This window comes from Erwinia sp. 198 (assembly GCF_003937915.1).
Taxonomy (GTDB): domain Bacteria; phylum Pseudomonadota; class Gammaproteobacteria; order Enterobacterales; family Enterobacteriaceae; genus Erwinia; species Erwinia aeris.
On record NZ_RHUM01000004.1, the window covers coordinates 203,985 to 216,805 of the forward strand.

Annotated in this window: 12 protein-coding genes; 9 read left to right on the top strand and 3 right to left on the bottom strand. The window is 59.1% G+C overall.

Annotation, left to right across the window (positions count from 1 at the left end; translation table 11 throughout):
- The first annotated feature begins 318 nt into the window (after positions 1-318).
- Positions 319-1,440, top strand: coding sequence for a hypothetical protein (locus EGK14_RS07775; protein WP_125288519.1), 1,122 nt, complete (start codon positions 319-321; stop codon positions 1,438-1,440).
- On the opposite strand, the gene EGK14_RS07780 is transcribed toward EGK14_RS07775, so the two are convergent.
- From EGK14_RS07780 to EGK14_RS07790, 3 genes are all read right to left on the bottom strand, one after another.
- Complete coding sequence (locus EGK14_RS07780) at positions 1,418-2,059, bottom strand: response regulator transcription factor (protein WP_125288520.1); 642 nt, start codon at positions 2,057-2,059, stop codon at positions 1,418-1,420. The two genes, EGK14_RS07775 and EGK14_RS07780, sit on opposite strands and share 23 nt — an antisense overlap.
- A complete protein-coding gene (locus EGK14_RS07785) occupies positions 2,056-3,546 on the bottom strand; it encodes a PAS domain S-box protein (RefSeq protein WP_125288521.1) in 1,491 nt (496 codons plus the stop codon). The genes EGK14_RS07780 and EGK14_RS07785 overlap by 4 nt, the downstream gene beginning before the upstream one ends.
- 192 nt (positions 3,547-3,738) lie before the next feature.
- Entirely contained in the window at positions 3,739-4,281 is a 543-nt protein-coding gene (locus EGK14_RS07790; RefSeq protein ID WP_125288522.1) for an RNA polymerase sigma factor, read from the bottom strand.
- 281 nt (positions 4,282-4,562) lie between these two features.
- Here EGK14_RS07790 and sctW point away from each other — a divergent pair, with 281 nt between their 5' ends.
- The 8 genes from sctW to sctR are packed head-to-tail and all read left to right on the top strand — an operon-like array spanning position 4,563 to position 12,814.
- Positions 4,563-5,726, top strand: a complete 1,164-nt coding sequence (gene sctW / locus EGK14_RS07795) for a type III secretion system gatekeeper subunit SctW (RefSeq protein WP_125288523.1) — start codon at positions 4,563-4,565, stop codon at positions 5,724-5,726.
- Positions 5,723-7,831 carry a type III secretion system export apparatus subunit SctV gene (gene sctV, locus EGK14_RS07800; RefSeq protein ID WP_125288524.1) on the top strand — a complete coding sequence of 703 codons (2,109 nt, stop codon included), beginning with the start codon at positions 5,723-5,725 and terminating at the stop codon, positions 7,829-7,831. The genes sctW and sctV overlap by 4 nt, the downstream gene beginning before the upstream one ends.
- A 10-nt stretch (positions 7,832-7,841) precedes the next feature.
- Positions 7,842-8,738 carry an FHA domain-containing protein gene (locus EGK14_RS07805; protein WP_125288525.1) on the top strand — a complete coding sequence of 299 codons (897 nt, stop codon included), beginning with the start codon at positions 7,842-7,844 and terminating at the stop codon, positions 8,736-8,738.
- The gene (gene sctN / locus EGK14_RS07810) at positions 8,735-10,096 is read left to right on the top strand and encodes a type III secretion system ATPase SctN (RefSeq protein WP_125288526.1); all 1,362 of its coding nucleotides are present in this window, start codon (positions 8,735-8,737) and stop codon (positions 10,094-10,096) included. Before EGK14_RS07805 ends, sctN begins: the two co-directional genes overlap by 4 nt.
- A complete protein-coding gene (locus EGK14_RS07815; RefSeq protein ID WP_125288527.1) occupies positions 10,080-10,541 on the top strand; it encodes a type III secretion protein in 462 nt (153 codons plus the stop codon). The genes sctN and EGK14_RS07815 overlap by 17 nt, the downstream gene beginning before the upstream one ends.
- Entirely contained in the window at positions 10,538-11,140 is a 603-nt protein-coding gene (locus EGK14_RS07820) for a type III secretion system HrpP C-terminal domain-containing protein (RefSeq protein WP_125288528.1), read from the top strand. The genes EGK14_RS07815 and EGK14_RS07820 overlap by 4 nt, the downstream gene beginning before the upstream one ends.
- Positions 11,137-12,156 carry a FliM/FliN family flagellar motor switch protein gene (locus EGK14_RS07825; RefSeq protein WP_125288529.1) on the top strand — a complete coding sequence of 340 codons (1,020 nt, stop codon included), beginning with the start codon at positions 11,137-11,139 and terminating at the stop codon, positions 12,154-12,156. Before EGK14_RS07820 ends, EGK14_RS07825 begins: the two co-directional genes overlap by 4 nt.
- 4 nt (positions 12,157-12,160) lie before the next feature.
- On the top strand, positions 12,161-12,814 hold the full coding sequence (gene sctR / locus EGK14_RS07830) for a type III secretion system export apparatus subunit SctR (protein WP_125288530.1): 654 nt from the start codon (positions 12,161-12,163) through the stop codon (positions 12,812-12,814).
- Positions 12,815-12,821: the final 7 nt, after the last annotated feature.

Genomic DNA, 12,821 nt, shown 5'->3' on the forward strand with positions numbered 1-12,821 from the left:
TCTGCCGAATCGATCTCTGTCATTATTCTGCTACTTTAATTGTGGATTAACAGTCTACGCTTACCTTTTCTTTTTTAACGACTATTTTCCTGGCGCGGTAAGCTTCATTCTTTTTCTTGTCGCAGATTATTTCATGGGTTGCCAGATAACAAGGCTGGTACGTATAATCTTTTGAATTATCGCGAATTTTTAACTTAAGCCAAATTTTTTGGCGGGGCTGCCGTCGGCCGCTGACGCAGCTTTTCATATTTAGCCTTGTGGCTGCTTTTTATTATCTGACCGAATGGGCCGGCGCTCGCCTTTGGGGATTATTGCAGTATGGAAGAACAAACAGACATCGCTTTCCAGGTGCCCGATCTGCCGCTGGACGGCATTCCGTCGTCGATTCTGCGGCTGGGTAAAAGGCTGGCGGATACCAAATATCAGGTCGATTTGCTGGGTAAAAACGGCTGGGCGGAGCTGACCTCAAATCTGCATGGCCTGGAAGCAGGCGGTGAATGGGATGGGGCGGATGACGCGCTGACCTTTTTCAGCAAGATTTTTCCTTTCGCCATTCTGCCTGCGGAAACCGAGCCGATGGGCGTATTTAACGTGCCGACCGAACGCGTGATTGGGCGCAGCTGGCGCTGGTGGCCTGAACACCTGAACGGCAGCAGCGAAGCAAGGTTTCTTGAGCATCTTAATGGCCCGTTCGCGGCGGATGGTACCTCCTGGTATTTTTTACCTGCGTTGGGCGTGCTGCTGGCCGCCCAGGGACAGGGTCGGGTCAACTACTGTCGCTACCATCATATTCCCACGATACGCGCGCGCGTCAGTCATCTGCATTACCCGCCGGCGGATCGCTTTCGGCTTTATCACGTCATGCGGGGTGAAACGCGCCAGAGCTGGGTGGTTTACAACAACCGCTATCTGCAACCCGTGCAGCTGCCGCGCATTACCCTGCCCGCGCTGACCGCCTACGGCGTGCATAGCGCCAGCTGGCCGCTGACTTTCCCGCCCGTCGCGCGCGTCTTTGACGAGCTGTACCATCCGCAGCAGCTGGGCGACTTTATTGCGCCGGGCATCGATCTGGAAGCGGTAAAAGGCAGGATCCGGGCAGAGAAAGAGGCCGAGAAGCGCGCGGTGAAACCGGTGAAAATGGCGCTCAGCGATATGGATATCACTAATATCTGGCCGGTCAGCCTGACGCTTTCCTTCTTTTTTATCCTGGCGCTGGTCGTGGCCGGATTAACCTCCGGCGCGGGCTGGCCGGGCGGCATCAGCCTGCTGGTTTGCGGCATGGCGGGCAGTCTGCTGCTGTTTATCGCCACGCCGATTTTCCTGGTCAGCAAGCGCCATCACCGCGCCTGGCAGCCAGAGAAACCACAGGCGGCAGAGACGCCGCCTGTGGAAGAAACGGAAGTCAAAACGCCCGAAGCTACTGCACCAGGCGGTGGCTGATCGCGTATCTGACGATATCGGCGTTGCTGCTGAACTGCATTTTCTCCATCATGCGCGACTTATAGGTGCTGACGGTTTTATTACTGATTGCCAGGGCCTCGGCAATGGCGTTGATGGTTTCGCCGTGCGCCAGCATCAGCAGGATCTGGCGTTCGCGGGTCGTCAGCGTCTCGTGCAGCGCGCGGTTGCCGTTCTGGTACTCGGCAAAAACAATTTCCTGCGCCAGATCATGGTCGATATAGCGCGATCCGCGCGCCACGCTGCGGATCGCCGCCAGCAGCGCGTCCGGATCCTTATCCTTGGTGATGTAGCCGCCCGCGCCGCAGTTCAGCACGCGACGGGCAATCTGCGGTTCGTTAAACATGCTCAGCACAAGAATGGGCAGATCTTCATACTGCGAGCGGATACGGTTAATTAAATCTTCGCCGCTGATGCCGGGCATCGAGATATCCAGCAGCAGCAGATCGAGGCCGCCAAGACGCAGCCTTTCCAGTACCTGACCGCCGTCACCAGCCTCGCCCACGACGGTGATATGGTCGTCGAGCGCAAATATCTGTTTCAGCCCTTCACGCATCAGAGCGTGATCGTCGGCGATCACTAATCTTATGACATCATTCATCCTGCATCCCTGGTTGCTGACGGAAAATAAGGCTGGTTTTTCAGTGGAAGAGTCAGTTCCAGCTGCGTACCTTCGCCGGGACGGCTGGTGATGGTCACCTGACCATTCAGCATATCCACACGCTCTTTGATCCCTAAAAGCCCGAAAGCGTCGTGACGCACGGAGTGCATCTGGAAACCGCGGCCGTTATCGCGTACCTGGATCACCAGCGCATCGCGGGTGGTCTGGACGATAATAGAGACCTTACTGGCACGGGCGTGACGGGAAATATTGGTAAGCGACTCCTGCACGATGCGGAACACCGTGGTCACCACCTGATCGGAGAGCGCTATCGGTTTGCCTTCCGGAACAATCAGCATACAGCTACAGCCGCCGTTTTTGACAAACTCGTCGCGCAGCCATTCCAGCGCGGGCATCAGCCCCATATTCAGCATATTGGGGCGCAGCCGCGTGGAGACGTCGCGCACCACCTGGATAGTGCTGTCGATCAGCGTCATCAGGTAATTCACCTGGCTGGAAACGCGAGCAGGATTTTTGCTTTGCATGCTGATAACCGACAGCCCGGCGCGCAGGCTGGTTAAATGCTGGCCCAGTTCATCATGGATTTCCCGCGCGATATGCTTGCGCTCCTGCTCGGTGCGCTCCTGCTGATTGCTGGCGAGCAGGCGCAGCTGATGATGCGCGGCGCGCACTTCGTTTTCCACTTCCCGCAGCCGCGTTATATCGCGGCCCACGGCCAGGATTGTTACCACTTCGCCTTTCAAATCGTATTCCGGTACGCAGCGCACGTGCAGCACCATCGCGCGCTCGCCAAAGCGCGCCTCCAGTTCCGATTCGCTCTTTTCGCCGCTTGCCAGCGTATTGGAAACCAGGCGAAACAGCTGCATACCGGGCTCATCAAACGGAATGCTGTCGGTAAGCCGCCAGCCGCGCGCCTTCTCTTCGCTACAGCCGATTAAATCAAGCACGCGCGGATTAGCATAAAGACAGCGCAGATCGGTATCGAAGCGGGCGATCAGATCCGGCGAGTTTTCCACCAGCGAGCGAAACTGCTGCTCCTGCTGCAAATAGCGCTCCGTGCGCTGCTTCAGCTCGCGCACGTCGCGCACCACGCACAGCACCAGCATCTCGCCCTCGTGCTCCCAGGCGCTGGAGTTAACCTCGACCGGGATAATTTCGCCGTTATGCATACGGTGCTGCGAGGTGAAGCGGATCCCTTCCGGCCGCAGGCTCAGTTTCCACCACAGCGCGGCGACGTCGGGATCCTGCAACTCGCCTTCAATATCGGAATAGCTTAATCGAATAAGCGCCTGGTAATTATAACCGAGCATTTCGCAGGCTTTATTATTGATATAAGCCAGTTGGGCATTCTGACGCACCAAATAGATGGCGTCGTTAACGCGGTCAAGCGCGAAGTCGGGCAGAATGGCGCGGCCATTATAAGGCTCTTTACTGACGTTAAGGCTAAATATCTCAGACGAAAGCATTTCTCTCTCTGTTTAATGAAAAAGGGATAATAAGCATAAATTATTACAGCTTATCGTGCAGCTCAGAAAAATTTCCTAACCGACTCAGTACAGCAAATATTTTGTCAGGTGACCATTAACCTGACTCTGAAAATGGTGACGGATCGCAAATAATTAATTATTATGCGCATCAGCCTGCAAAAATCCTGCTCCTCAGCCTATCGTGCTTTTCAGCGATTCACGAACGCGCGACAGGCGCGATTTTACCGTGCCTAATGGTATATTCAGCGAGGTGGCCACGTCCTGGTAGCTACCGTTGCGCTCCACCAGGATCGTCAGCATCCGCTGCGTCTCTTCCGGCAGGCGATCGATCGACGCGGCCATCACGCTGAGTAACTGATCGTTAGCGATAATATCGCTGGGATCGCATTCCTGAATCAGCTCCAGCACGTTGTCTTCATTGATGCTGTCAAAGAGGAAACGGTTCTGATGCGTTTTGTAGTAGTTGCGGATCAGATTGGCAGCGATGCCAAAAAGCCAGGTTTCCGGCCGCGATGCGCCTAAAAATTTATGGCTGTTGCGCAGCACTTCCACACAGGTCATTTGCGCAATGTCCTCCACGTCCTCCCGATTTGAAACACGCTTGCGAATAAAATTATGCAGCTTGCGATTTTGCTGGCAAAGAATTTCCTGCCATAAAACGGTGACCGGGGCTTCAGGGGTAAATGACATTTCAATTGGCGTGGCGGTTAACATTTTTTTGCTCCAGGCATTATTCAGATACGTTGTTATTGCAAAGGGTGTGCCAGGCCAAAAAAAAGATGAAATAGCAGTCATAGCGCGGTTGTTCTGAATTAACTAAGAATCATCTGAGACAAATGTCGACAAAAAAGCAAAAAGAGTTGTGCAAGTTTTTACACTAATAACGGAGGTTGAAAGTTTCAGCAGGTCGTCTTTTTTTTACTTTTATTTATTGGGGAACCGGCTTGGTTTTTTTACCACTTAATCCCATCGCGAAATCAACCTTTGGGGCCGGGATGATAAAAGTCCAATCTTCTCTTCAGTATCAACAGGCGCTGGCCAAAACGGTGTTAAAGCAGGATATATCGCGTCCGGCAGCAACGGGTACCGGCACGGGCGCGGAGGTTCGGGCAAGACCGGTAAACACCCCGCTGGCGGCAGCATCGCTAACCGATTCGCTGGAAGAGATCGGCATGATGTTCAGCGAAAAAGTAGAGAAAAAAACCAAGGGCCTGAACCGTCGGCAGATTAATACCCAGCATCTGCGCAGCAATCGCGGCGCGGTAGAGCGCATCGAGCGGCTTGGCGAACTCTACCAGATGTTGGACGACGAACAGCAGGAGAAGCTGGAGGCACGGCTTGGTGCACTGAAAGGGGTGCTGGAGCGGGAGCCGGATGCGGAGCAGCTGGTGGCCTCTGTGGACAACGATCCGGCGCGCTGCGATCTGCTGCTGCGGATGACGCTGCGCGAAGCCGATCGCAGCGGCGATATCGCCACCGCCAACGCCGCTGGCGAGGCGCTGAACAAACTCGACGAGCAGTACGGCGAAAGCGTAAGGGCCGGGCTGAATACGGCTCCGGCCATTGCCAGCTTTACCACCGATCCCACGGAAAAGCAGGCGATACGTAATCTCTACTATCACGGCATCGTTAAGCATCAGTCGGCGGCGGTCATGCTGGACAGCCTGCTGGAGCGTTTTGGCCGTGAACAGTTTGTACCGGGGCTGCGTACTCTACAGCGCGCGCTCGCGGAGGATATTGCCTCGCTGACGCCTTCACTCTCTTCGCGCTCGCTGCACAAAATCCATGTTGCCCTGAGCGAGGCGGGGCAGCTGACGCAGATGATCGCTCGCAGCGACAAGATGCTTAACCGGTTACGCAGCGGCGGGAAAATTCCGCTCTCTGCGCTTGACGGCCTGGCGATGACCCGACGTCTGCTGGGCATCGCGGAAATGGGGCTACAGCCGCGCGATATCACCGCCATCCTGAAAGAGTTCGCGGTCGAACTGCCGCAGGCGCGGATGCGCTTTCTGAACGGGCTGCTGCCGCTGGTCAACGATATGCTGCCAAAGCTGTGGCGGGATCAGAAAAATCAGCCGGAAGCAGCGACGCTGCTGCGCGCTACCATCACCAAACTTGTTAATGAGCAGAACCGCGCGGGAAGTCAGGGAGCGGTATGAACAACCTGTTTTTGATCCTCAACCGCATCGCGCTGGCGGCCATGCAGCGCTCCGAGATCATCGGCGCGATGTTTGCGCTGGCGATCGTGTTTATGCTGATTATTCCGCTGCCGCTGGGGCTGATCGACGCACTGATTGCCGTCAATATCTGTCTCTCTTCGCTGCTGGTGGTGCTGGCGATGTATCTGCCCAAGCCGCTGGCGTTTTCCAGCTTTCCGGCAGTGCTGCTGCTAACCACCATGTTCCGGCTGGCACTATCGATTTCCACCACGCGACAGATCCTGGTGCAGCAGGACGCAGGCCATATCGTGGCCGCTTTTGGCACCTTTGTGGTCGGCGGCAACCTTGCGGTGGGGATGGTGATGTTCCTGATCCTGACCGTGGTGAACTTCCTGGTAATCACCAAAGGATCGGAAAGGGTAGCGGAAGTGGCCGCGCGCTTTACGCTGGACGCGATGCCGGGCAAGCAGATGTCGATCGACAGCGATTTGCGCGCGGGCATCATCGATGTGAATACCGCCAAACGCAAACGTGTCGATCTGGCGAAAGAGAGCCAGCTGTTCGGCGCAATGGATGGCGCAATGAAGTTTGTAAAAGGCGATGCGATCGCCGGGTTAGTTATCCTCTTTATTAACCTGATCGGCGGTTTCAGCATTGGCGTCATGCAGCTGGGAATGCCGGCAGGCGATGCGATGCACACCTATTCGGTGCTGACTATCGGCGACGGCCTTATTGCGCAAATCCCGGCGCTGCTGATCTCGCTGACGGCCGGGATGATTATCACCCGCGTTTCGTCCGACGGCGACAGCAGCATGGATAACAATATCGGCCGGGAAATTGCGGAGCAGCTCACCAGCCAGCCCAAAGCCTGGATTTTTTCCTCCCTCGGCATGTTCGGTTTTGCGCTGCTGCCGGGGATGCCGACCGGCGTCTTTATCGTGCTGGCGCTGCTGACGCTGGCCTCGGGCAGTTTTCAGGTCTGGCGCACAAAAAGAGAGCTGGTAGCCAGCCAGCCGCAGATGGAAAACGAAGTGATCCCGCCCGAGCTCAACGGCACGGAAGATTTACGCCAGTTCAACCCCACGCGGCCCTACCTGCTGCAATTTCCGGCCAACGCGCGCGGCACGGCGGAAACGCTGGAGCTGGTACAGGCGATCCGTCGCCTGCGCAACAGCATCGTTTATAACTACGGCTTTACGCTGCCCGCTTTTGATATCGAGTTTCAGGAGCAGCAGCCCGCCGATGAGTTTCGCTATTCGGTCTACGAGATCCCGCGCGTTATCGGCACCTTTGGCGTAACGACGCCTGCCGTCAGCCGCAGCGAGCATGAAGCGCTGGCAGGGCAGGAGGGCGTGCAGCCCGGCACGGAGGCCAGAAAAGAAACGACGCTGCTGTGGCTGCCTGCCGATCACGCGGTGCTTCAGGACGAAAACGTGCCGCGCTGGGGTTTTCACGAGCTGCTGATGAAAAGAATGGAAAATGCCATCCATGCCAGCGCGCCCAACTTTATCGGTCTGCAGGAGACGCGCGCGCTGATGGGCTGGCTGGAGAGCGAACAGCCCGAGCTGGCGCAGGAGCTCCAGCGGGTGATGCCGATTGCGCGTTTCTCTAACGTGCTGCAAAACCTGGTGGCGGAACGCATCCCGCTGCGCTCGGTGCGCGCCATTGCTGAAGCGCTGATCGAACACGGTCAGCACGAGCGGGATATCAGCCTGCTGACCGATCTGGTGCGTATCTCGCTGAAAGAACACATCTGTTATCAGTACGCGCAGGATGATGGCCTGCACGTCTGGCTGCTGACGCCGGAAATGGAAGAGCAGCTGCGCGACGCGCTGCGCCAGACGCAGAACGAGGTCTTTTTCGCGCTGCCGCAGGAACAAACGATGGCCATCCTGACCCAGTTGCGCAGCGCCTTTATGCCGGAACAGCGGGCGTTGGCGGTGCTGCTGGTGGCGCAGGATCTGCGCAGTCCGCTGCGCGGTTTGATTCAGGATGAGTTCCATCAGGTGCCGGTGCTGTCGTTTGCCGAGCTGCAAACCAACCTGGCGATTAACGTTGTCGGTCGTCTTGAACTGGAGGAGGGCATCGACGCTTTCGATGCCTGAGGAGCGGATTATGTTTGAGCTACGCGTACTCACGGGCCGCCATCAGGGAGCGGCATTGCCGGTCAGCGGCGGGCGCTGGACGCTGGGCCAGAGCGAAGAGGCCGATCTGCAATTAACTGACGACGGCGTGGCTTCTCAGCACGCCGCGCTGTGTTTTGAAGACGAGCGCTGGCAGCTGCACGGCATTGAAGGCCAGTTGCGCCAGGCGGAGGGTGAGCCGCTGACGTTGCTGGATCCGCTGTCGCCCGATACGCCTTTTGCGCTGGGCGAGGTCTGGCTCTGTCTGGCGCCGGCGGAGCAGCCCTGGGAAGCGATGCGCGCGCCGCCGCTGCCCGTCGCGCCTGCGGCCGTCGCCGCACCGGTTGCCGCATCCGCGCCCGCGCCTTCGCGCCTTTTTTCTCGCGGTATCCAGGTGCTGTCGGTCAGCCTGATCCTGCTGCTGAGCTTCACGATTATCAGCTGGATCCTTCAGCCCACCGTGGCGCAGACCTCCACCACGCCTTCCAGCCGCAAAATGCTGGAAACCTTACAGGAGGTACGGCCGCCGCTGCTGGCGATGCTGCGCGACCGGGGCCTGACGCCGGGAGTGAAAATCGATATGGATAAAGGACGACTAATCCTCAACGGCGAGCTGAGCAAAGAGCGGTTACAGATCCTCGACAGGATGCTGACGCGCTTTCAGGCGCAGTATAACGTGCTGCCGCAGCTGGTTAACCATACGCGACTGCGCAGCGCGAAGCTGCCTTTCCGCATCGTGCAGATCACCACCGGCAAGCGGGCTAACGTAGTGACGGACGGCGGCGAGCGGCTGTTTGTCGGCGATCAGGTTGGCGATTTGCGGCTGGTGGCGATCACCTCCAGCGAAGTTGAATTCGCCGGTCGGGAAAAGATAAAGGTGAACTGGTGAAGTCTGATTTTCCTCTGCTTGACGACTGGTTTGCCGCCCATCAGCAGCGGCTGGCGCGCTTCTCGCCGGTGGCTATTTACGGGCGCATCACCGGCATCAGCGGCATTCTGCTGGAGAGCAGCCTGCCGGGCGCCCGCATTGGCGATCTCTGCCAGATTGAGGGCAAAAACAATACGCGGGTGCTGGCGGAAGTGGTGGGATTTAACCCTCAGCACACGCTGCTTTCCGCCTTAGGCCAGCTGGACGGCATCGCCCAGGGCGCCCGCGTGACGCCGCTGTTTCTGCCGCACAGCATCCGCGTGTCGCAGCAGTTGCTGGGCAGCGTGCTGGACGGCTTTGGTCGCCCGATTGAAGCGGGCAGCGTCAGCGCGTTTGCGTTGCCGGGCGAAGCGGACGATGTCAAACCGGTGCTGGGCGATGCGCCGCCGCCGACGGCCCGTCCCAGGATCGACACGCCGTTGCCGACCGGGATGCGCGCCATCGACGGGCTGCTGACGCTGGGCGTCGGCCAGCGCGTGGGTATTTTCGCGGGCGCAGGCTGCGGCAAAACCACGCTGCTGGCCGAACTGGCGCGCAATACGCCGTGCGACGTGATTGTGTTTGGTCTGATAGGCGAGCGCGGCCGCGAACTGCGTGAGTTTCTTGACCATGAGCTGGATAGCGAGCTGCGCAGCCGCACGGTGCTGCTGTGCGCCACCTCCGATCGCAGCAGCATGGAGCGCGCCCGCGCGGCTTTTACCGCTACCGCCATCGCCGAAGCCTTTCGCGACCAGGGCAAAAGCGTGCTGCTAATCCTGGACTCCCTGACCCGTTTCGCCCGTGCGCAGCGTGAAATCGGCCTGGCGCTGGGCGAACCGCCGGGACGCGGCGGCCTGCCGCCCTCGGTCTATACGCTGCTGCCAACCCTGCTTGAACGCGCCGGACAAACCACTACCGGCGCGATCACCGCGCTCTATTCGGTGCTGATTGAGCAGGATTCGATGAACGATCCGGTCGCGGACGAGGTGCGCTCGCTGATTGACGGCCATATCGTGCTGACGCGCAAGCTGGCGGAGCGCGGTCATTATCCGGCTATCGACATTCTTGCCAGCCTCAGCCGCACCATGAGCAACGTGGTGGCGCGCCAGCAGATTAAAGAGGCAACTTCCGTGCGCCAGCTGATGGCGGCCTGGCAGCAGGTGGAAATGCTGATCCGGCTGGGCGAATACCAGCCGGGCAACGACAGCCTGACGGATGCGGCGGTAGAGGCGCAGGCGGCCATCAACGGCTATCTGCAGCAGGCGATGCGCGCGCCGTCCGGTTTCGAGCAGACCTGTTTTCAGCTGTCAGAGGTGAGCCGCTATGCGCCGTCACGTTAATCCGGAACCGGAGCCGGTTGCCGACGTCGCCGCCGTTGAGCTGCGGCGCACGCTGGATCTGCTGCTGCCGATCCGCCGTCAGCGGCTGAACCGCAGCGAAAGACAGCAGCGCGAGCAGGAGCAGACGCTGCGCCAGCTGGAGACGCAAACGGATCGGGCCGGCGAACAGCTGAACGAGCGGCGGCAGGGCTATCAGCAGCTGAGAGCGGGTTTCGCGGCGCAAAACTGCGGCGTCCGTCAGGCCTGCTATCTGCTGGAACGCGCCCTCGAACAGGAGCAGCAGGCGCTGAAAAAGGTGCACAGCGGACAGCTGAAGCTGCACGAGCTGACCCAGGCTCAGCATGACCAGCAGCAGCGCGTCGAGGCGGCGCGTCAGGAGACGCGGCAGCGACAGCGCGACGTGGAGAAACTGGAATTTTTACTACAGCAGGAGGTAAGCGAATGATTACCCTTTCCGCACAGAGACAGGCGGCGCGGCTGCAACAGCAGCACGATCTCCAGCGCCAGACAACGGAACGTCACAGGGAGCAGCGCGGCGAAGCGCGCATCGCGCAGCGTAAAGAGAAGCCTGCCGACGACGGTGAAAAGGTTGCGCTACGCCGCGAGCCGCGCAGGCCCTCGCGTGAAGAAGATGCCTTGTTCAGCGAACTGCTGGAAGAGGGCGAGAGGCCGTTTACGCCGCCGCCTTTCAGCCAGTCTGATTCTCAGCAGCAGGGCTTTGCGCAGCTGGATGAAAGCAGCGCTTACGGCGCACCGCCCGCAATGGCGATGTGGCAGGAAATCGAGACGGATCTGCTCGCCGCCACGGAGCAGCGCCCGCCCGCTGAGATGACGCTGACGCTGCTATTGCCGAAGCTGGGCCACGTCGACGCCCGCTTTTCCGCGCTGGCCGCAGGCGGTTGGGATATCGCCCTGCAGCTGCAGCCCGCCGCCTGGCGCGTCCTGCTGCCGCATCAGGAGCGCTGCCGTCTGTCGCTGCGTCAGCGCATGGCCTGTCAGGTACGGCTGCGTTTTGAACGACGCTCGTCGGAGCCGGAAGCATGAACAGGCTGTCGCTAAAAAAACTCAGTAAACAGGCCACGCGGCTGCGCGGGCAAATTGGCGCGGGCTGTTTTTATCCCTGGCAGCTGGCCGGTGAACCCGGCGTGCTGCGTCTGGCGCTGGCTGACGACTATCAGCCCGGCGAAATGAGCGTCTGGCAGTGCGAAGCTGGCACGTTGGCGTTGACCGACGCGCAGGCGGTGCTGTCGCTGATGGCCGCCACGCCTACTTTTGCCCTGCCTGCATCCGCGCCGGAACAAAGCTGGTACTGGCCGTGGTGGCAAAGTCAACTTTCTGGCGAACTTCTGGCGCTGTTCGGCCACATAGCTGTAACGGAAGAAAAAGCAGCGGGCGAATTTCTGCTGGTGATGACGCTGACATGGGGAGACAGAGAGGCGCGCAGCCTGCTGGCGCTCTCTGCCGACACCCTGTCGCGTCTTCTGAGCAAACCCGGCTGGCAGCGAGAGGCCATGCCGCTGCCGTCCGATTTACCACTGGCTTTGCCGCTGATTATCGGCGAAGTCGAGCTGTCGCCAGGCGCGCTGAAGCGCGGTGATGTGGTGCTGCCGCCGCAGCCTTTTTTTGCCCCGGACGGGCGTGGAACGATCCGCTGCGCCGGGCGTTTGCTGCACGGAGAGTTGCGGATAACGCCCGGTACGACGGCTCATTTTTATCTTAGCGAGATGGAGAACGATGACGTGACTTTGCCCCCTGACGAGTTTGAGCAGCCGATCACCCCCGATCCCCAGTGGGACGAGGGATCGACGACGGAAGCCACGGATTTCTCCGTACTGCCGCTGGCGCTGTCGGTACGCTGCGGCCAGCTGCAGCTGACGCTGGGAGAACTCTCTGCCCTCGCTCCGGGCGCGACGGTGATGATCGATAACGTGACGCCCGGCGAAGCGCTGCTCTGCCACGGCGACTATGCGATAGCGAAAGGCGAGCTGGTCGACGTGGAGGGCCGCCTTGGCCTGCAAATCACCCGGATGCTGCCGGGCCACAACCCGCTGGCGCGGTAAACGCATGGATGCTTTATCGCTGAACCCGATGACGCTGGCGCTGTTTCTTGGCGCGCTGTCGCTGGTGCCGATTTTAATGATTGTCTGCACCTGCTTTTTAAAAATCTCTATGGTGCTGATGCTGACCCGCAACGCGATGGGCGTGCAGCAGGTGCCACCCAATATGGCGATTTACGGTATCGCGCTGGCCGCCTCGCTGTTTGTAATGGCGCCGGTTTTCAATGAAATCAGCCAGCGGGTAAAAACGGTGCCGATTGACACTCAGTCCGCGGAGCGGCTCGACTATACGGTCAGCAACGGCGCGGAGCCGCTGAAGCGCTTTATGGTGAAGAATACTGACCCGGATATTTTGATCCACCTACAGGAAAACGCGCAGCGCATGTGGCCAAAAGAGATGTCGGCCACGGTATCTCACGACAGCCCGCTGCTGCTAATCCCCTCGTTTGTTTTGTCGGAGCTGCAAAACGGCTTCAAAATCGGCTTTCTGATTTTTATCCCCTTTATCGTGGTAGATCTGATCGTCTCCAACGTGCTGCTGGCGCTGGGGATGCAGATGGTGTCACCCATGACCATTTCGCTGCCGCTGAAAATTCTGCTGTTTGTGCTGGTCAGCGGCTGGACGCGGCTGCTCGACGGCCTGTTTTACAGCTATCTGTGAGGGAAAA